Here is an 18,514-nt window from a genome sequence, read left to right on the forward strand (position 1 = left end):
GGTGAATCTACTGCAGGAAACGGATTTCCGGCGCCGTGTACTCCTGACTGGCATCCGAGACGAACAACACCGCGTCCGCGGTGGGCAGCAACTCCAGCAGGGCCGTGGCCTGACGGGAATCCGCGCCGGTCACACCGGGCGTATCGATGAGCACGATGCCGTCCGCCAGTAGCGGAGCGGGCAGCGTCACCTCGGCCGGTTCCCCCGGCCGCGCCGTGCTGCGCGACCGCGATTCACCGAACTCGATGACGATCGGGCCGTGCCCCGGCCCCCGCCCCTGCGGGCCCGCGGTCGGGCAGACATCCGCCGCGACCAGCGCATTCACGACAGAACTGATGCCCTTCTCGGATTCGCCGGTGACGACGATGCGCAAGCGGGCATCGGTGATCCGCTGCCGCGCCGACATCAGCCGGTTCGACAGATCGGCCCGGCCGAGACCATCGGTCACCGACCGCAGCTCGTCCAGCAGGGTGGTCATGGAATCGGTCGCCGCGGTGGCCTTCGCCGCGAAGACCGTGCTGGTCGCGGTCACTTGCTGCTCCTTTGCAAGAGTGGATGTTTCGGGGTGGTCCGCCGCGCCGGGTCGGGGCGCGGCGGACCGTTCAGGAGTGGATCAGTGATGCACGTCGGTAGTCGTCGCCGCGTGCGAGGTGTCGGTGGCACTGTGCGACAACGTGCTTCCGGCATCGGAGGTCAACCCCGTCGACAACCCGGTCGAACCAGCCGACAGACCACTGTGATCGACCGTCCCCGAATCCGTCGTCGTGAGATCCACGGGCTACGCGGTCGCCGCGGCAACGGAGTGATCGGGCACCGTCGCGGCAGCCGGCGCAGTGGTGACCGGAGCCGCCGCCGGCGCAACGGAACTCGTCACCGCATGCGAGGCATCCGGAGTAGTCACCGGCGCGGCGGCCGGCGCCGACGCGCTACTGGACAACAACGCACCAGCATTCGTACTCGCATGCACATCCGTCCCCGCATTGGCTCCCGCACCCGACGTACCACCCAGATCAGCGGTCGGAGCCGTGGTGGCGGGCGCCGTCGTGGCCACATGTGTGGGCGCGCCGGCATCGGCCCCCGGAGACGTTCCCGCACCCAATGTGGCTGCGCCACCAGCGGTAGTCGCACCACCCACGGTCCCGCCCACATCCGCCGTCGGCGCAACCGCCACCGGATGCACCGAACCACTCGTCAACGCCAGCGAATTCGCCACGGCCCCCGGCGCCGGCGCAGCCGCCGCCTTCACCACCGTATCCGAAATCGGTTGCGCCCCAACATCGGACTGCACCGCCGCCGACACCGGCGTAACCGCCACCGGCGCCACATTCGCCACCGCCACATTCGCAGCAGCCGCATTGGACACAGCAGCATTCGAAGCAGCCGCATTCGAGAAGGCCGGATTCGACCCGCCCGCATTGAACCCGGCCCCATTGGACACACCCGCGTTCAACCCAACCCCATTGGACACGCCCGCATTCAGGCCAGCCCCACTCGAAATCCCACTGCTCAAGCCGACACCGTTCGACACACCAGCGTTCAGCCCAACCCCGTTAGAGACGCCCGCATTCAGGCCAGCCCCGTTCGAGACACCGGCATTCAACCCGGCCGCACCGGAAGCACCCGCACTAGAGGTGAGCCCAGCCGAAACCCCTTGCCCCGCATGGATTCCACCCACACCGACAGACCCGAGCCCGGCAGCATCGCCACCGACCCCCGACACCCCGAGCGAAGCCCCCGACGACAACGAGGACCCGAACTCCCCACCGCCATGCTCCCCACTCTCACCACCGGCATGCGCCCCCACCCCCGCGGAGCCACCAACCTCACCCCCGCCATGCACCCCACCGGCTTCATGCCCACCGACACCGGCCCCCACACCACCGTGCCCGCCAGGCTGACCGTGCTGCCCCGAACCACCATGCTCACCGGGCTGCCCATGCTGCCCCGATCCCGATCCGCCGTGCTGTCCCGGAGCGCCGGGCCCGCCGTGCTCACCGGGACGGCCATGGTCACCAGGGCCACCATGCTCACCGGGACCGCCGTGTTCGCCCGGACGACCATGCTGGCCCGGACCGTTGTGCTCGCCAGGGCCACCGTGCTCGTAGCACTGCTGGCCGCACGCACATTCGGCGCCCGCCCACGATCCGATGACCGCCCCCGGCCCGACGATCGCCCACGCCCTGATACTCGCCCACGCCCCGACGCCCGCCCGCGCTCCGACGCGGCTGCCCGCGTCCTGCCGCCCGGCGCTTCGGCACCGACCGTCAGGCCCGCGACCGTATCGCGCCCGAAGCCCATAGCGTCCCAGCCACAATCGGCGGCGCCCCGGCCGAAGCCCGCGGCCGACCAGGCGAAATCGGCTGCACCCCAGTCGAAGCCCGCCGCCCCGCGCCCCGCGTCCGCGCCCCGCCGCGCATCGTCAGCTCCCGCTCAGCCCACTCCGGCCCCGGGCATGGACGCCGACCGCACCCGCCCGGCCCGCCGCAAACCCAAGCCCGTCGTGTGGGGTGTAGCGGCCGCCGCGGCGGTGCTGGCCATCCTCGGCGGAGCGGTAGTCGGTTTCGCACACACCGATTCGACCGGGCCGCGCCCCGTCGCCACCTCCCAGCAGGTGCCCGCGCAACAGGCGCCCGCACAGAATCAGCAGGCGCCCTCACACTCGGGCGGCCGACACTGACCTTGCGGCCGGCCTTGTCTCCTGGGCCGGCCCGGTAGTGCCTAAACCCCGCCTTGGTCGTGCGTGATCGCAGCATTGTTCCCGGCGACGGCGAAACCATCCCGCCGAGTGCGGTATTCGCGCCGCCATCGAGTGAACCCGAGCAGCACCAGCAAGAAGAACACCCCGTAAACCGCTCCCGAGGCATAAAGCCCGGATTTCAACGCCAGCGGCACACCGACGAGGTCGACCAGCATCCAGATGATCCAGAAGTCCACCAGCGCCCGGCTCTGCGCGAACGTCGCAATGGCGCTGCCGACGAACACATACGCATTGGCCCACGGCGACCACGCGATATGCAGCCACGAAAGATGCGCGAACAGCTCCGCCACCCCCACCGTCCCGACCACGAGCAGCACCAGCAGCGTCAGCCGCTCCCGCCGAGTGCCGGGCCGCACCAGCAGATCCCGATGGTCCCGGGTGCCGCGCGTCCACGCCACCCAGCCGTAGACCGCGAGCACGAGAAACAGCATCTGCTTGAGCGCATTACCCGGCACATGCGCGTGCAGTGACGCCGCGAGCAGCAACAATGCCCCCGCCAATTGCACGGGCCAAGTCCACACCGTCTTGCGCATGGCCAGCCACACCACGGCCAGCGAGAGCACGTTCCCGATCGCGTCGGTCCAGAGCACGTGCTCCCCGAACAGCTGGAAGGCGGCGTTCACGCCGCATCCCGCCGCTCGGTCGTCCCGAATCCCTCGGATTTCGCAGGCATCCCGGATCTCCTTCACGGCTCATGAATCAGCGCTGCCGGCTCGTGGACGAGCGCTGCCGGAGCGTACCCAACTGCTGGCAACAACCACGCCGCCGCCATCGCGTATTCCGCCCGGCCCGGTCGCACGCCGGTGACCTGGGCGCGGCGGGCCGGTTCCGAATTCACCGCGCCGAAACACGCCCAGCGCCTCCGCGAAACAGCGGTTCCCGATGCTGTGCGCGAATCCCGACGGATAAGAGGTACGAGTGTGAATTCGGGAGATACCGCATGGGTGCTGGCCAGTGCGGCGCTGGTCATGTTGATGACGCCGGGCCTGGCCTTCTTCTACGGCGGCATGGTGGTCAGCAAGAGCGTGCTGAACATGCTGATGATGAACTTCATCGCGCTGGGCGCGGTGTCGACGCTGTGGCTGCTGTACGGGTACAGCGAGGCCTTCGGCAATGACGCGTTCCAAGGGCTGGTGGGCGGAATGGGGCATGCGCTGCTGCGCCGGACCCAGGGCACGCTGTCCGGGGCTGCCGGACATCAGATTCCGACCATGGCGTTCGTGATGTTCCAGTTGATGTTCGCCGTCATCACCACGGCGCTGATATCGGGCGCCATCACGGGCCGCACCCGCTTCTGGGCCTGGATGGTGTTCATCGTCGCCTGGACGACGGTGGTGTATTTCCCGGTGGCGCACTGGGTTTTCAGCGACAGCGGCTTCACGAATACCGATGCGTCGGGTCATTCCGCCGATGTGGGCGGCTGGATCGTGAACCGCCTGAAGGCCTTCGACTTCGCCGGCGGTACCGCGGTGCACATCAATGCCGGTGCGGCGGCCCTGGCCGTGGCCCTGGTGATCGGCCGCCGGCAGGGCTGGCCGCGCAGTATCCCACGGCCGCACAATGTGCCGTTCACCCTGCTCGGCGCATCGCTGCTGTGGTTCGGCTGGTACGGCTTCAATGCGGGATCGGCGCTGACCGCAGGCGATCTCGCGGCCCTGGCCTTCACCAACACCACCATCGCGACCGGAGTGGCGTCACTGGCGTGGATCATCGTCGAGCAGCTGCGCGACGGTAAGCCCACCACCCTGGGCGCCTGCTCCGGCGCGGTGGCCGGGCTGGTGGCGATCACGCCCGCCTGTGGTTTCGTCGGCACCATCGGCGCGCTGGTGATCGGTATCGCCGCCGGCGTGTGCTGTGCGCTCGCGGTGAGTCTCAAATTCACTTTCGGCTACGACGATTCGCTCGATGTGGTCGGCGTGCATCTGGTCGGTGGCCTGGTCGGGACGCTGCTCATCGGGCTGTTCGCCGATGGCTCGGTGAATCCCGCGGGCGGCAACGGGCTGCTGTACGGCGGTGGCTGGACCCAGCTGGAACGCCAGGCCATCGCGGCCCTCGCGGTCATGGGCTACTCCTTCGCGGCCACCTATGTACTGAGCTGGATCATCCACCGGCTCATCGGTTTCCGAGTCGACTACGAGGCCGAGGCCACCGGTATCGACGAGGCCGAGCACGCCGAATCCGCCTACGATTTCGGTGTTTCCGGCGCCCTCATGACGGCGCCGGCGCCGACCCCGCGTACCCCGCCCGCACCCCCGCTGCCCCGGCGGCGACCGTCCCCGCCCATGGCCGGCGGCCGGGACCAGCTGTGGTGAATCCGCCGCGAACCGCCCTCCACGGCCCGCCCGCACCCGGTAACCTTCGCACCCGGAACGTCGACTGCGAGGAGATGCGATGCGTGCGGGGTGGGCTCGGCGGCTCGTTTTCGGTGTGACACTGCTGGCTTCGGCCACGGTGACCGTGCCCGTGGCCACGCGGACGATGCCCGCGGTCGCGAACGCCGATGAGCAGTCCGGGCTGGATCGGTTCTATCACCAGACCCCGGACTGGCAGCCCTGCAACGATCAGTTGCTGGATCAGGCCGGTGCGCAGTGCGCGAATGTGCAAGTGCCGCTGGACTACAGCCGCCCCGACGGGCGCACCGTCAATCTGGCGATCTCGCGCATCGCGGCCACCGATCCGGAGCACCGGCGCGGCATCCTGCTGACCAATCCCGGTGGTCCCGGCGCCTCCGGATTGCATTACACGGCAATGGTCCAGCCGACCCTGTCGCCGCAGGTGCGTGCGGAATACGACCTGATCGGCATGGATCCGCGCGGTATCGGCCGCTCCGACAAGGTGAATTGCGCGCTGCCGGTGCCCACCATGTTGTTCTCGGCGGGCTTCGACGTGTTCGGTTACGCGCGCGACACCGCGCTGGCGGCCGCGCTGGCCACCGGATGCGTTGCGCCGGACGCGGACAAGGCCCGCAATGACACCACCCGCAATACCGCCCGCGATATGGATGTCATCCGCGGCATCTTCGGCGAGCAGAAGCTGAGCTATTACGGCGCGTCCTACGGCACCTACCTGGGTTCGGTGTACACGCAGATGTTCCCGGACCGCAGTGATCGCATGGTGCTGGACAGCGCGATCGATCCGGACCGCTATTGGATCGGCATGTACCAGGACATGGGCCCGATCAACGAGTTCGCGCTCGACGACTGGGCGGCGTGGGCCGCGAAGCACGACGCCGACTATCACTTCGGCGCCACCGCCGCCGATGTGCGGGGCTTCATCGAGGACATGATCCGCAAGGCCGCGGGCCATCCGATCTTCGACGATATGTATCTGGTGGACGAGCACACGGTGCCGATGATGTTGCTGACGCTGCTGGCGAATCCGCAGCAGAACGCCAATCTCGCGACCGTGGTGCGGATGATCTCGGACGGGGTTTCCGGCGGGCCGCTCGATATGGAGACGCTGAAGCGGAAGATCACCATCGCGTCCCCGTTGGAGACCGGCGGCATGGCCTCGGTCATCTGCGGTGACAAGGCCGCGCCGCGCGATCCGGCCTGGTACTACCCGAATATCGAGGCCGCTCGCGCCACCCAGCCGGTGTTCGGCGCCTTCGCCAACAACATCACGGCGTGCGCGTTCTGGCCGGACCCGGTGGAACCGCCCACCGAGGTCCGCAATGCCGTGCCCTCATTGATCCTCGCGACCATCCACGACACCCGCACCGCGTATCAGGAAGGTGTTGCGCTGCACGGCGATCTGACCGGGTCCCGGCTGGTCACGTTGGCGGACACCCGGATTCACGGGGCGTTCCGCAAGGGCCTGAGCCCTTGCGTCAACGATGCCGTCAACACCTATCTCGCGGACGGCACGCTGCCCGCCTCGGATATCACCTGCGAGCCGGATCCGAGTTTCTTCCCGCAGTGAGGCTATTTCCGATTCTCCGTGAGCCACTTCGTCATCGCGCCGCCGGTCCAGCCGCCGTCGACCGCGATCTCCGCACCGGTGATGTAGGAAGCCTCATCCGACAACAGGAATGCCACCACGCCCGCGATCTCGTCGACCTCGCCGACCCGGCCCATCGGGACACTGGGGTAGTTGCCGTCGCCGCGCTGGATGCCGGTCTCGGCGGTCATGCGCGTGTAGGTGACGCCCGGATGCACGGAGTTCACGCGGATGCGGTCGCCGCCGCATTCCACCGCCGCGATCTTGGACAGGCCGCGCACACCCCACTTCGACGCGCCGTAGCTGCCGCTCCAGGCGAGCCCGATGAGCCCGGCCACCGACGACATATTGACGATCGAGCCGCCGCCGCGCCGCCGCATCTCCGGGATGGCGATCTTCATGCCGAGGAAGGCCCCGGCCAGGTTGACGTCCAGCACCCGCCGGAAATGCTCGAGGCTCTCGTTCTCCAGGTACTGGCTGGCGGCGATGCCGGCATTGTTGACCAGCCCGTCGAGGCCGCCGAACTCGGTCCGCGCGTAGCCGGCGGCATCGCGCCAATCCTGTTCGGAGGTGACGTCGAGATGCCGGTAGCGGGCCGTGCCGCCGAGCTTTTCCACCAGGGCGACGCCGTCACCCGTAATGTCGGTGAGGATGACGTTGCCGCCCGATCGGACGGCCAGTTCGGCCACCGCGAGCCCGAGGCCGCGGCCGGCGCCGGTGACGAGGACGGTCTTACCGGTCAAATCGTGCATGTCACACTCCCTTTTCCGAGCGGATCCGCAGCAGACTCAAGACTTCCTCGCAGGATGTCAACAGGTAACCGAGTAATTATGTCGGGGTGGTGAGTGTGTACCAGCGACTCGGGCGACGGGTGTCGGCTGTCCCGTTGCGCATCGTGCTGGTGGTGGCAATGGTGACGCTGGCCGGCATCGTGCTGCTGGCCTGCGGATTCGCCATTACCCAATCCTTGTCGAACTCGCTGGACCAACGTACCGACGAGCAGCTCTCCCAGGCCGTCAACACGTGGGCCAAACCGCGGGCGATGAAGCAGTCCGATTCGACCACCTGGGTGCCCGCCGATGTGACCTCCACGCCGCCGCCACAACCCAATAATGCCGCCGATCAGCCGCTGCCCTTCTACGAGATGCGCAAGACCGCCGACGGCACGATCTTCCTGGAACGGCCGGTCCGCAATCAATCGCCGCCGGTGCAGTCGGAACTGCCCGCGCACGGTAAGGCGACGGTGCGGTCGGAGGACGGCGGCAGCTCCTGGCGGGTCCTGACCGTCAGCAATCAATACGGGTCCACCACCATCGGCCTGTCGCTCGACGAGAACCGGGCGACCGTCTCCAAACTGATCGTCTTCGAAATCGTCTGTGGCGCTTCGGCACTGCTGCTGCTGGCGTTCGGCGGATACTTCGTGGTGCGGCGCAGCCTGCGCTCGCTGCGCCAGGTGGAGGAGACCGCGGCGGCCATCGCCGGCGGTGATCTGAACCGGCGCGTGCCCGTGCGCAATGTCGATACCGAGGTGGATCATCTCGCCCAGTCGGTCAATGCCATGCTGACCCAGATCCAGCACGGTATGACCGCCATCGAGGCGTCCGAGGAGAACGCGCTGCGTTCCGAGGCCAAGATGCGGCAGTTCGTCGCCGACGCCAGTCATGAACTGCGGACCCCGCTCACCACCATTCGCGGGTTCGCCGAGCTGTATCGGCAAGGCGCGAGCCAGGATCCGGGCATGCTCATGACCCGCATCGAGGCCGAGGCCCGCCGGATGGCGCTGCTGGTCGAGGACCTGCTCATGCTGGCCCGCATGGACGCGCAGCGGCCCATCGCCAAGGATCCGGTCGACCTGCTGACCATTGCCAGCGATGCCGTGCACAATGCCCAGGCGCTCTCCGCCCGGCACGAGGGCGCCGATCACCCCGTGCGCCTGCAGGTGCGCGACGGCGAGGGCGCCCTGGAGGTCATCGGCGACTCCGCCCGCCTGCAACAGGTACTGGCCAACCTGCTCGCCAACGCGGTCACCCACACCCCGCCCGGCACGCCGATCACGGTGCGGCTCACCCCCTCCGCCCAGCAGGTCCGCATCGACGTCATCGACGAGGGCCCCGGCCTGTCGAAGGAGGCCACCGCCAAGGTCTTCGAACGCTTCTACCGCACCGACGCCTCCCGCACCCGCGCCAGCGGCGGCAGCGGCCTGGGCCTCTCCATCGTCCAGGCCCTGGTCGCAGCCCACGGCGGCAACGTAGGCGTCACCAGCGAACTCGGCCGCGGCGCCACCTTCACCGTGGTCCTCCCCCGCACCGGCCCCGCAAAGCCCGACACCGCCCCACCCCGCCTCCAGACAGCCCCGGCCCGAGCCTGATTCACCGCCCCCGCCGCGAGCCTGATTCACCACCGCGCAGCCAGAGCCCGATTCGCCGCCACCCCGGCGCGGGCCCGTTTACCACTCCGGCGAGCGCCCGATCATGCTGTGAGCCGCGGTAAAACGATTGACTCCGAAGGGGATCGGTGTTGCCCTGGAGGTATGGCCGATCGCACCGCAGCCGAGTTGGTCGCCCGCGCCCGCGAGGACATCTCCTCTTCCGCGACCCCGAATCGCTTTCTCGACCTGCTGGAACATGCCCGGGTACCGCGTACCCGGCTGACCTGGCTGGCCGGGGAGGAGTTCCGGATCGTGGACAGTGACCGCCGCAGTTTCGCATTGCTGGCCGCCCGGTTCCCCGAACCCCCGGCCGGCGAATTCTTCCTGGGTCTGGCGCAGGGTGAGGCGCAGGCCTTCACCCTGCTGCACGAGTTCGCCGCCGCACTGGGCATGAGCGAGAAGGATCTGCGGGCCTACGAACCGCATCCGGCCGCCCAGTCCTATCCCGCCTATCTGGCGCAGCGCGCCGCGTACGGCACGGCCGCCGAGGTCGCGCTGGGCATGCTGGCCAATCTGGAGGAGTGGGGAAACTACTGCGCGCGAACGGCTTCCGCCCTGCGCGCGCAGTACGGCCTGGCCGAGGAGGCGGTCGCCTTCTTCACCTTCTTCGGCGCCGCCCCACCGGGCTTCGCGGATCAGGCCCTGGACATCGTGACGGCCGGGCTCACCGCGGGCGAGTCCCCCGAGGACATCGCCCGCGCCCCGCGCCTGCTGCACTCCTACGAGACCGCGTTCTGGGACACACTGGCCAGCGACCTGCCCTGAGCCTCAGCCGATCAGCACACCGGGATTGAGAATGCCCGCGGGGTCGAGGGCGGATTTGGCCGCGGTCAGAGCCACCGCGAACGGCGCGGGCCGCTGCCGGTCGTACCAGGGCCGGTGGTCGCGGCCGACCGCGTGGTGGTGGGTGATGGTCGCGCCCGATTTCGAGAGTGCTTCGGAGACAGCGGCTTTGATCTGATCCCACTGCTCGAGCAGCGAACCCCACCGGCCCGCGGCGTAGATGCCGAAGTACGGCGCCGGGCCGTCGGGATACACGTGGGTGAAGCGGCAGGTGAGCACGCCCTGTGCGCCCACGGCGGCCAGGGCCTCGTAGGCGGCGGCCTCGACCGCGGCCCGTAGCTCGAAGAATCGGTCCCAGGTGCAGGCGGTTTCGAAGGTCTCGACGATCATGCCGTGCGCGGCGAGAGCATCGCGCTGATAGGGCATGCGCAGGAACGACGACGACCTCCAGGTCTGCGCAGCCGAGGCCCCGGCACCGGCCTCGCTCCCGCCGTTCCCATTGCCGCCCCGAGCTTCCTGCACCCGGCCACCGTGATCCCGGCACAGTTCGAGCGCCAGCTCCAGCCAGGCATCGACCGGGTGATTCGCGGATTCGAAGCCCAGCACCAGCACTCCGCCGCCGGTCGCGATACCCGCATTGATCAGCGCCTCGGCCGGATCCAGCAGGCGGCAGTTCGCCGGCCGCAGATCCGATTGCGCCAGCGCCCGGGTCGCGGCCACGGCGGACGCGTAGTCCTCGAAGAGCACCGAGGCCCCCGCCCGCCATTCCGGCCGGTCCTGCAATCGGATCCAGGCCTCGGTGATGACGCCGAGCGCGCCCTCCGAGCCCAGAAACATCCGATCCGGCGACGGTCCCGCCCCGGACCCGGGCAGCCGCAGCGATTCGCTGACGCCGTAGGGCGTGACCACCCGCAGCGATTCGGTCAGATCATCGATGTGGGTCAGCACAGTCGCGTAGTGCCCGCCCGCGCGCGTCGCCAACCACCCACCGAGCGTGGAGAATTCGAAGGATTGCGGGAAATGCCGCAGCGTCAGCCCGTGCGGCCGCAAGCCATCCTCGAGATCGGGCCCGAGTATGCCCGCCTGGATCCGGGCCGCCCGGCTGGTGGGATCGATCTCCAGAATCTCGTTCAACGCGCCCATATCCAGGCTCACCACGCCCGGAAACTCGCTGCCCAGTCGCGGTTCCACGCCGCCGACCACCGAACTGCCGCCACCGTAAGGGATTACAGCCACGCCGGTGGCACTACACCAGTCCAGCACCGCGATGATCTCGTTCTCCCGCGTCGGCCGGATCACCAGGTCCGGCACGTGGTCCAGCTGCCCCAGCAGATTCCGGACCACGTCCCGATAGGCCTTACCGTGCGCATGCCCGGCGCGATCGGCCGGATCCACCGAGCACAGATGCGCCAGCGCGGCGGGCGCCGCGATGCGGGGTGCGGGCAGGTCGAGGGCATCGATGTCCGGCGGCCGATGGTCGGCCAGTTCCGCCTGCGGCAGCAAGGCCCCGACCCGCTCGACGAGGGCTATCCGTTCGGCGCCGGTGACGGCGTCATCGACATTTCCCCAACCCCACCACGATCGTGTTCCCACGCTGGCTCACTCTCCTTCGGCTCGGCTTCCCGAGCGTAGCGCTGGGCCAGCACCGCGCAGGTGAACAGCTGGATCTGGTGGAAGAGCATGAGCGGCAGCACGATCAGCCCGATAGGATGCCCGGCGAAGAGCACCGAGGCCATGGGCAGTCCGGTGGCCAGGCTCTTCTTGGAGCCGCAGAAGGTGACGACGATGCGGTCCCCGCGGTCGAAGCGGAGCAGCCGGCTGCCGTAGGAGGTCACGCACAGCACGACGGCGAGCAGGCCCGCGCACACCGCGGCGGTGGCCAGCAGGGTCTTCAGCGACAGCGCATGCCAGATGCCCTCGGTCACGCCCGCGCTGAAGGCCGAGTACACGACCAGGTACACCGAGCCGCGGTCCACCGCCTTGACGGCCGAGGCGTGCCGCGTCAGCCAGGTCATACGGGTGCGCAGCACTTGCCCGGCCAGGAAGGGCAGCAGCAGCTGGATCACGATCATGCCCACGGCGGAGGCCGAAACATGCACGTTCCCGGTGGTTTTCATGAGCAGTATCACCAGCAACGGAGTGATGAACACGCCCAGCAGGTTCGACAGCGAGGCGCTGACCACGGCCCCGGCCACATTGCCGCGGGCCATCGAGGTGAACGCGATGGACGATTGCACCGTGGACGGCACCAGGCACAGGAACAGCACGCCCGTATAGAGGTCCTGGGTGAGGACCGACGGAACCAGCAGCCGCAAGGCCAGCCCGATGAGCGGGAAGATCACGAAGGTCGTGAGGAGCACGACCGAGTGCAGTCGCCAGTGCCGCAGCCCGTTCAACGCCTCGCGCGGTTCGAGGCGCGCGCCGTAGAGCAGGAAGAGTACGGCGATGGCGATCTTGACGGCCCAGTCCAGGACATCGGCCGCGGTGCCGCGTGCGGGCAGCACGGCGGCCAGGGCCACGGTGGCGAGGATGCCCAGCATGAAGGCATCGATACGGAGCTTGGCCAGTAACTTCACTCCTAGCACGGTAGGACCGGACCGACCGATCACGATAGGCGTTGGATTCGTTAAATCCGAACGGGAATCGTGATAATTGGAGGATGTTCGAACCCGAGCTGCTAAAAACCTTCCTCGCCGTCGAGCGGGCGGGCGGCTTCACGGCCGCGGGCCGGCTCCTCGGCCTGCGGCAATCCACGGTCAGCGGCCATATCGCGCGGCTCGAGCAGGCGGCCGGGCGGGAGCTGTTCCGCCGCGATACCCGCAATCTGGCGCTCACCGCGGACGGTGCGGCCATGATCGGCTTCGCCCGCCGCATCCTCGACGCGCAGGCGCAGGCCGACGCGTACTTCTCCGGGTCGACCCTCACCGGCCTGATCCGGCTGGGCGCCTCCGATGATGTGATGGCCCGGGAACTGCCGGACATCCTGCTCGAATTCCGGCGCACCCATCCGGGCGTGGATCTGGAACTCACCGTCGGTCTCAGCGAGAATCTCAAAACCCGCATGGCCGCAGGCGAACTCGACCTGGTCTTCGGTAAACGCCTGCCCGGCGAGCGGCACGGCGATCTGCTGTGGCGGGACCGGCTGGTGTGGGCGGGGCGTTCCGGCACAAAGGATTTCGAGGATCCGGTGCCGTTCGTCACCTATCCGGCCCCCAGTATCACCCGGCAGATGGCCCTGCGGGCGCTCAAGCATGCGGGCCGGACCTGGCGGGTGGCCTGTGTGAGCGACAGTCTGCTCGGCCTGCGCGCGGCGGTGCTGGCCGGGCTCGGGGTGATCGCGCATGCGGAGTCGGTGCTGCCGGACGGTCTGGTTACCATCGACGATCCACGCCTGCCCGAACTGGGTGAGCTGGATTTCGTTCTCATGCATCGCCGCAGCACTTTGTCCGAAGCGGAACAGGCGCTGGCCGCCGCCATTGCCTCGGGAGCGCGACGGCTCCGGCGGGGCTCGGGAACGGACGGTGTATAACTCCAGCGGGGTTATTTTTCAGCGTTTCAGCAATATCCAGCGTTTCAGCAAGATCCAGCACGACCTAGCGAGTTAAATCCGAGGTGATCTTCTGGTGACAGCCGTATCCACCGCTCCCGACACAGTCGTACGCTCCTCGCGCCTGCCGGAGTTACCCCGCAGTCGCGCAACGCTTCTCCTGCTATCCGGTACCGCGGTGCTGTCGCTGGTACTGATCTTCACCACCGTCGATCCCTGGCTGGACCAGGCAGGCATGCTGGTGGGCGGCTTCGACGTCCACGTCTATCGCGACGGCGCCTGGAAGATCGTGCACCACCATCCGCTCTACACCGAGCAAACGCATCGCGGGCTCTATTACACGTACACCCCGTTCTCCACGCTGATCTTCCTGCCGATTCTGGCGGTGCCGTGGGCCGCGGTCACGAATACCTTTCTGGTACTGAACCTCTGCGTGCTGTACGTCTGCGTGCTGTTGTGCTGGCGGGTGCTCGGGTATCGGCTCACCGGGCGGCTCGCGCTGATCAGCGCCCTGCTCACACTGACCTGCGCCTTCCTCGAACCGGTGCGGTCGACGCTGTACTACGGGCAGATCAACCTGGTGCTCATGGGCCTGGTGCTGTGGGGTTTCTCGCGCGCGCCCGGCAGCAGGTTGCGGGGCATCGGGGTCGGGCTGGCGGCGGGCATCAAGCTGGTGCCGTTGTTCTTCGTGGCGCAGTTCGTGGTGTTGCGGCAATGGCGGGCGGCGGTGGTCGCCTCGATCACCTTCGGGGCGACGATCGTGGTGGCGGCGGCCGTCCTGCGGTCGGATTCGCGGCAGTACTGGACGCATACGTTCTTCGAGTCCGATCGGATCGCGCCGGACACCATGCCCGCCAATCAATCCATTCGCGGGGTCATCGCGCATATCACCGATCGGCAGGCGCCGGTGTGGTTGTGGCTGCTCATCGCGGTGCCGGTGGCGATCGCGGGCCTGTGGGTGGCGGCCGAGCTGAATCGGCGGGGTGATGTGCTGCTGGGGGTGACGGTCGCGGGCCTGACCTCGTGCGCGGTCTCGCCTTTCGCCTGGAATCACCATTGGGTGTGGTTCGTGCCGTTGCTGATCGACCTCGTGAATCGCGCTCAGTCGCAGGCACGCTGGTGGTGGGCGGCCGCGGGTCTGTATGTGGCCGTGGGTGCGTGGGCTTATCACTGGAACGACCGGTGGGTGGTGACCGGCTGGTTCCTGTTCCCGCCGTCGTGGCCGATCTCGCCGATCCTCTTGAACTGCTACGTCATCGTCTACGCCGTGATTCTCGGTTGCCTGATCACGAGAATTCTTCGCACGCGACCGGTCTCGAAGTCCGCCGCGACCTAGATCTTCTGCGCCGCGTCGGCGGCCACCAGCGCGTCCAGGAAGGCCTCGGGGACCTCCGGCCAGTCCACCCTCCAGCGGCCGGCCAGGCGGTCCTCGCGCAGGGCGGCGAGGGTGGCCACCACATGCGGTCCGCCGTCGAGGATGTAGCGCACCGAACCGTATTCGGCGCACTGCGCGGTCACCGTCGCCAGCAGGGTCTTGGCCTCGTCGATGCGGTCCGCGGCGGCCAGGCAGGCGACGAGCAGGCGGCGCGCCTTCAGCAGTTCCCGTGGCCGATGCACGGATTCCAGCCGGTCGACCCACTCCTGCGCCCAGGTGCAGGCGAATTCGATACTCGCGGGGGTGGATTCGGCCAGTAGCAGGCGGATGGCGGTGAATTCCTCGTAGAGCACCACGAATTCGTCGATGCAGTCGATGGGCGTCCGCCGATGCGCGTGATCGACCACCGGCAGCGGGCCGAATTCGGGATTCGGCGGGAGGCCCAGGCGCAGGCGCTCGTTCTCGACCTCCGCCCGCAGCCTGGGCAGGGACATCGATTCCGCCACGCGCGCACCCTCGTTGAGCCGGCGAATGGCCGCCGCGCGATCGCCGCGCAGGGCCTTGATGCGGGCGCCCACCACGTAGCGGGCGAGTTTGAAATCGACGACACCGGCGTCGGGGCCGAGTTTGTAGCCCTCGTCGAGCAGTCGTTCCGCCTGATCGATTTCGCCTCGCTCGTAAAGGAGTTCGCCCAGCAGAGAGCCGGCCAGGCGCGCGCCGTAGGAGTGAGTGCCGCCGGACTGTTTGGCGATCTTCAAAGCGCGCCGGAAGTATTGCTCGGCCCCCGCGAGATCGAGTTGCAGGCTGGCCGCGATCCCCAGGAAGCACAGGCCGTGAATGTTGTTGTAGACGCCCTTGTTCCGCCGCATGTAGGGCGCGGACCACTCCTGGATGCGCACCGCCTCGTCGAAGTCGCAGCGGTAGCCGGCGGCGAGGCTGGCCACGTTCGCGCCGATGGCCACGACGTAGGGCGACAGTTCGTCCGCGCGGGCGAAGCACGGTGCGAGCATGGCCTCCACGCCGATCACGACGTCCGCGCGCACGGTCACCACGGCCTGCACCACGCCCGCCTCCGCGCGCAGGCGCGTGACCGTGTCCGGGTCCAGGTCGCCGCGGGCGAGATTCGATTCCGCCAGGCGCAGTGCGCGTTCCGCGGGTCCGGCGCGATGCAGCAGGATATTGGCCCAGGCCAGATCCAGTTGCAGCCGCGGATGCGTGTCGATGACGGCCGGGGGCAGTTTGTTCACCAGTCCGATGAGGCTGGCCATCTGCCCGTATTCGAGCAGTGACATGCCGTCGCGTTCGACGATCTCGACGGCGCTCTCCTCGTCACCGGCGAGCAGGGCGTGGTCCACGGCCTCGCTGACGTGCCGGTGCTCGGCGAACCAGGACGAGGCCGCGCGATGCAGTGCTTCGATCCGTTCGGGCGGTTCGCGTTCCAGCCGTTGCCGCAGAAATTCCTGGAACAGCTGGTGATATTGGAACCATTCGCCGCCGTCGAGCCGGCGCAGGAACAGGTCCTCCTGCTCGATCCGTTCGAGCAGGGCCTGCCCGTCGGCCGCGCCGGTAAGAGCGGCGGCCAGGTCGCCGCAGATGCGTTCGGTGATCGAGGTGGCGACCATGAAATCGAGGACACCGGGTTCGAGGGTTTCGAGCACGTTCTCGGCCAGGAACGCGCCGATGGCGTGGTGCCGTCCGGTCAGCTGTCCGATGAGTTTGCCGGGATCGTCGCTGCCGCGCAGGGAGAGTGCGGCCAATTGCAGGGCCGCGGCCCAGCCGCCGGTGGATTCGGTGAGGTCGTCGACGTCCTCGCGGTCCAGGTCCAGTCCGTGCAGTCCGATCAGCAGGGCGGAGGCCTCGTCGCGGTCGAAACGCAATGCGGCGGTATCGATCTCCACCAGCTCGTCGCGGGCGCGCATGGCGCTCATGGGCAGCCCGGTCTGAGTGCGGCTGGCGACCATGAGATGCAGTGCGGGACTGCAGCCTTCGAGCAGAAAGCGCAGGGCGGCGAGGGTGGCCGGATCGGTGACGCGATGCCAGTCGTCGATCACCACGGTCAGCGGTTCGCCGCGCCGGTCGATGTCGTTGATGAGCGAGGTCAGTACGAAGCGGGCCGCCTCGTCGCCGTGCTCCTCGAGCAGTTCGCCGAGTTCGGCTGCGAGCGTGGGGCGTACCGCGCGGACGGCATCGATCAGGTGCGACAGGAACCAGACGACATTGTCGTCGTCCTTGTCGACGGTCAGCCAGGCCACCGAGGCCCCCGCGGCGGTGGCGGCGGCGCACCATTGGGCGGCGAGGGTGGTCTTGCCGAATCCGGTGGGGCCGTGGATGACCGCGAGCCGCCGCAGCGCGCCGGCGCCGTGGTCGCGACCCGCGCGCAGGGCGTCGAGCAGGCGCGGGCGGTCCACCAGCGCGCGGGTCAGTTCCGGTGGGCGCAGCCGGGTCGCGGGGACGGGCGGTCTGGTTCGAGTGATCGATACGCGCGCGCTGAGCGGCCAGCCGGTGCCGGTGGGTGTCGAGGTGGAGCCGGGCTGGGCCGGTTCGGCGGGCGGGATCGGCAGCGGGAGCTCATCGGGGACGAGACCGTGCCGCGCCTGGATCTCGCGCAGCGCCTCGCCGAATTCCGCTGCGCTGGAGGGTCTTTCCCCGCGTTCGCGGGACATCGCGCATTGGATGGCGTCGGTCAGGTCGGCCGGCAGCCCCGACTCGGTGAGGTCGGGCAGCGGGTGTCTGGTGATGCGGACGAACTGCGCCACCAGTTGTTCGCCACTGCGGCGTTCGAATACCGCGTGCCCGGTGCCGGCACAGAACAGGGTGGAGGCCAGGCTGTACACATCGGCGGTGACATCGGGCGCCTGCCCCTGCAGGACTTCCGGCGCGGTGTAGGCGGGCGAGCCGGCGACCGTGCCCACGGTGGTCTCGAAACCGCCTGCGAGCCGGGCGATTCCGAAGTCGGCCAGCTGTGGCTCGCCGTATTCGGTGAGCAGGATATTGCCTGGTTTCACATCGCGGTGCAGCAGGCCGCGCCGGTGCGCGGTCTCCAATGCGCCCGCGATGCGGACGCCGATGTGCAGGGCGTCCTGCCAGCCGATCGGACCATGTTGCTGGATGCGCGCGTCCAGTGATCCGTGCGCGTGATACGGCATGACGATGTAGGGACGTCCGGTCGCGGTGGAGCCGACCTCGAAGACGCTGACGATGTTCGGGTGGCCGGAGAGTTTGCCCATGGCGAGTTGTTCGCGCACGAAGCGTTCCAGGTTCTCCGACTCCAGGTCGGCGGTGAGCACCTTGATGGCGACCGTGCGTTGCAGGGTGGCCTGAATGCAGCGGTAGACGACGCCGAACCCGCCGCGCCCGACCTCGGCCGCGCCGCTGAATCCGGCGGCTTCCAGCTCCGCCGCGAACCCCGAGGTGGGGTCGCGTTGCGTGGAGAACGGATCGATTTGCACCACGGCGACCCCGATACGAAAACCAGCCAATCATCCCGAGCATAAGCCCGTTACGGCCATTGCGCGGCCGGTCGGCGGGGGCCGTCACATGGTGTTCGCATGCCGTGCGACGGATGCTTCGCAGTGGCTGCCAAAAGTCTTTGCGCGGGCGGCTACAAGGTCATTGACTGGGGCACGGTGTCTCACTACCGTTAGTTGGGACATCACGTCTCATACATGGGCGAGGGAGCCTGAT

General features: G+C 68.4%; 14 protein-coding genes. 7 read left to right on the top strand and 7 right to left on the bottom strand.

The annotated features are described in order from the left end of the window. Positions 1 to 7: 7 nt before the first annotated feature. Together ACH438_RS29435 and ACH438_RS29440 are read right to left on the bottom strand one after the other, a co-directional pair. Complete coding sequence (locus ACH438_RS29435; RefSeq protein WP_397010988.1) at positions 8 to 532, bottom strand: dynamin family protein; 525 nt, start codon at positions 530 to 532, stop codon at positions 8 to 10. 246 nt (positions 533 to 778) lie between these two features. Beyond that, on the bottom strand, positions 779 to 1,468 hold the full coding sequence (locus ACH438_RS29440) for a hypothetical protein (RefSeq protein WP_397010990.1): 690 nt from the start codon (positions 1,466 to 1,468) through the stop codon (positions 779 to 781). Positions 1,469 to 1,660: 192 nt separating this feature from the next. On the opposite strand from ACH438_RS29440, the gene ACH438_RS29445 reads away from it, so the two are divergent. After that, complete coding sequence (locus ACH438_RS29445) at positions 1,661 to 2,677, top strand: hypothetical protein (RefSeq protein WP_397010992.1); 1,017 nt, start codon at positions 1,661 to 1,663, stop codon at positions 2,675 to 2,677. Positions 2,678 to 2,718: 41 nt separating this feature from the next. Here the strand turns inward: ACH438_RS29445 and pnuC are convergent, their stop codons facing one another. Then, entirely contained in the window at positions 2,719 to 3,381 is a 663-nt protein-coding gene (gene pnuC, locus ACH438_RS29450; protein WP_397010994.1) for a nicotinamide riboside transporter PnuC, read from the bottom strand. Positions 3,382 to 3,678: 297 nt separating this feature from the next. Here pnuC and ACH438_RS29455 point away from each other — a divergent pair, with 297 nt between their 5' ends. Together ACH438_RS29455 and ACH438_RS29460 are read left to right on the top strand one after the other, a co-directional pair. Continuing rightward, a complete protein-coding gene (locus ACH438_RS29455) occupies positions 3,679 to 5,070 on the top strand; it encodes an ammonium transporter (RefSeq protein ID WP_397010996.1) in 1,392 nt (463 codons plus the stop codon). Positions 5,071 to 5,149: 79 nt separating this feature from the next. Further along, a complete protein-coding gene (locus ACH438_RS29460) occupies positions 5,150 to 6,679 on the top strand; it encodes an alpha/beta hydrolase (protein ID WP_397010998.1) in 1,530 nt (509 codons plus the stop codon). 2 nt (positions 6,680 to 6,681) lie between these two features. Here ACH438_RS29460 and ACH438_RS29465 read toward each other — a convergent pair whose 3' ends face one another. Further along, positions 6,682 to 7,449 (bottom strand): glucose 1-dehydrogenase, encoded by a 768-nt coding sequence (locus ACH438_RS29465; protein WP_397011000.1) that lies wholly within the window; start codon positions 7,447 to 7,449, stop codon positions 6,682 to 6,684. 158 nt (positions 7,450 to 7,607) lie between these two features. On the opposite strand from ACH438_RS29465, the gene ACH438_RS29470 reads away from it, so the two are divergent. Next, positions 7,608 to 9,065 (top strand): sensor histidine kinase, encoded by a 1,458-nt coding sequence (locus ACH438_RS29470; RefSeq protein ID WP_397011507.1) that lies wholly within the window; start codon positions 7,608 to 7,610, stop codon positions 9,063 to 9,065. Positions 9,066 to 9,227: 162 nt separating this feature from the next. Continuing rightward, positions 9,228 to 9,890, top strand: a complete 663-nt coding sequence (locus ACH438_RS29475; RefSeq protein ID WP_397011002.1) for a hypothetical protein — start codon at positions 9,228 to 9,230, stop codon at positions 9,888 to 9,890. 3 nt (positions 9,891 to 9,893) lie between these two features. Here the strand turns inward: ACH438_RS29475 and ACH438_RS29480 are convergent, their stop codons facing one another. Next, on the bottom strand, positions 9,894 to 11,501 hold the full coding sequence (locus tag ACH438_RS29480) for an FAD-binding oxidoreductase (RefSeq protein WP_397011004.1): 1,608 nt from the start codon (positions 11,499 to 11,501) through the stop codon (positions 9,894 to 9,896). Then, positions 11,435 to 12,484: a bile acid:sodium symporter family protein gene (locus ACH438_RS29485; RefSeq protein WP_397011006.1), complete on the bottom strand. Its 1,050-nt coding sequence runs from the start codon at positions 12,482 to 12,484 to the stop codon at positions 11,435 to 11,437. The genes ACH438_RS29480 and ACH438_RS29485 overlap by 67 nt, the downstream gene beginning before the upstream one ends. Before the next feature lie 83 nt (positions 12,485 to 12,567). On the opposite strand from ACH438_RS29485, the gene ACH438_RS29490 reads away from it, so the two are divergent. Next, positions 12,568 to 13,437 (top strand): LysR substrate-binding domain-containing protein, encoded by an 870-nt coding sequence (locus tag ACH438_RS29490; protein ID WP_397011008.1) that lies wholly within the window; start codon positions 12,568 to 12,570, stop codon positions 13,435 to 13,437. A 94-nt stretch (positions 13,438 to 13,531) separates the two neighbouring features. Further along, positions 13,532 to 14,791: a glycosyltransferase 87 family protein gene (locus ACH438_RS29495; protein WP_397011010.1), complete on the top strand. Its 1,260-nt coding sequence runs from the start codon at positions 13,532 to 13,534 to the stop codon at positions 14,789 to 14,791. On the opposite strand, the gene ACH438_RS29500 is transcribed toward ACH438_RS29495, so the two are convergent. Beyond that, on the bottom strand, positions 14,788 to 18,282 hold the full coding sequence (locus ACH438_RS29500; RefSeq protein WP_397011509.1) for a protein kinase: 3,495 nt from the start codon (positions 18,280 to 18,282) through the stop codon (positions 14,788 to 14,790). The genes ACH438_RS29495 and ACH438_RS29500 overlap by 4 nt on opposite strands. Positions 18,283 to 18,514 lie beyond the last annotated feature (232 nt).

This window comes from Nocardia sp. NPDC020380, from assembly GCF_044386975.1.
GTDB lineage: Bacteria > Actinomycetota > Actinomycetes > Mycobacteriales > Mycobacteriaceae > Nocardia.